Consider the following 1,212-nt stretch of genomic DNA (forward strand, 5'->3'; position numbering starts at 1 on the left):
CCTGCATCCCGCCGACGGGCTCCGCCCGCGCGATCCCGATGCGCCGCAGGAGGCCGCCGAGGCGCCGGTAGGCCTCGATCAGCACCGGCTCGCTCTCGAGCGTCACCGCGTTGGCGACGAGGCGGCCCCCCGGGGGCAGCGCCGCCCAGGCGGCCGCGATCACCGCCGGGTCGGAGACGCCGCCGCCGACGAAGGCCGCGTCCGGCGGCCGCAGGCCGCGCAGGGCCTCGGGCGCGCGGCCCCGCACCACCGCGAGATCGGGCACGCCGAGGGCGAGGGCGTTGCGGGCGATGCGGGCCGCCCGGTCCTCCCGGGCCTCGACGGCGAGCGCCCGGTTCGCCGGGTGGCGCAGGCACCACTCGATGCCGACCGAGCCGGACCCGGCCCCGACGTCCCACAGGACCTGGCCGGCCCGGGGCCGCAGGGCCGCCAGGGTGACGGCGCGCACCTCCGCCTTGGTGATCTGGCCGTCGCTCTCGAACCAGGCCTCGTCGAGGCCGGGCGCCAGGGGGATGACCGCGGCGTGCGCGTCCGCCGCCACCTCGACCGCCACGGTGTTGAGGGGGTCGATCCCCGCCCCCGCGAGGCTGCCGGAGGCGTGCGCCAGGACCTCGCGGCGGCGCTCCCGTGGGCCGCCCATGGCCTCGAGGATCGTCAGGCGCGAGCCCGCGAAGCCCCGCGCGGCCACGAGCGCCGCGAGGAGGCCCGGCGTGAGGCCGTCCCGGGACAGGACGAGGAGCCGGGCGCCGGGCTGGAGGTGCGGGATCACCCGCTCGAGGGGCCGGCCGTGCAGGGTGAGGCAGACGGTCTCGGCGAGGGGCCAGCCGAGGCGGGCCGCCGCGAGGCTGAAGGCGGAGGGCTGGGGGTAGCAGGCGATCTCGGCGGGCGGGACGAGGCCGGCGAGCACCGCGCCGATCCCGTAGTGGAAGGGGTCGCCGGTGGCGAGCACGCAGGTCGCCCGGCCGCGGCGGGCGAGGATCGCCGGGTAGGCGGCCTCGATCGGGCTCGGCCAGGCCAGGGTCTCGGCCGCCAGGGGGGCGGCGAGGGCGAGGTGGCGCCGGCCCCCGACCACGAGCCCCGCGCCGTCGAGGGCGCGGGCGGCGGCGGGCGAGAGCCCGGCCCGGCCGTCCTCGCCGATGCCCACGATGGCGAGCCAGGGCGCCGGGCGGCCCGCCGCATCGGGCGCCGGGCGGCCGGCCGCATCGGGCGCCG

1 protein-coding gene is annotated in these 1,212 nt (G+C 80.7%); it reads right to left on the minus strand.

What is annotated here, in order from left to right:
* The coding region (gene cbiE / locus DT057_RS34975) for a precorrin-6y C5,15-methyltransferase (decarboxylating) subunit CbiE (protein WP_420870349.1) at nucleotides 1–1,212 on the minus strand (1,212 nt) is incomplete at both ends.

Origin of the sequence: Methylobacterium crusticola (assembly GCF_003574465.1) — a bacterium.
GTDB classification, from domain to species: Bacteria; Pseudomonadota; Alphaproteobacteria; order Rhizobiales; family Beijerinckiaceae; genus Methylobacterium; species Methylobacterium crusticola.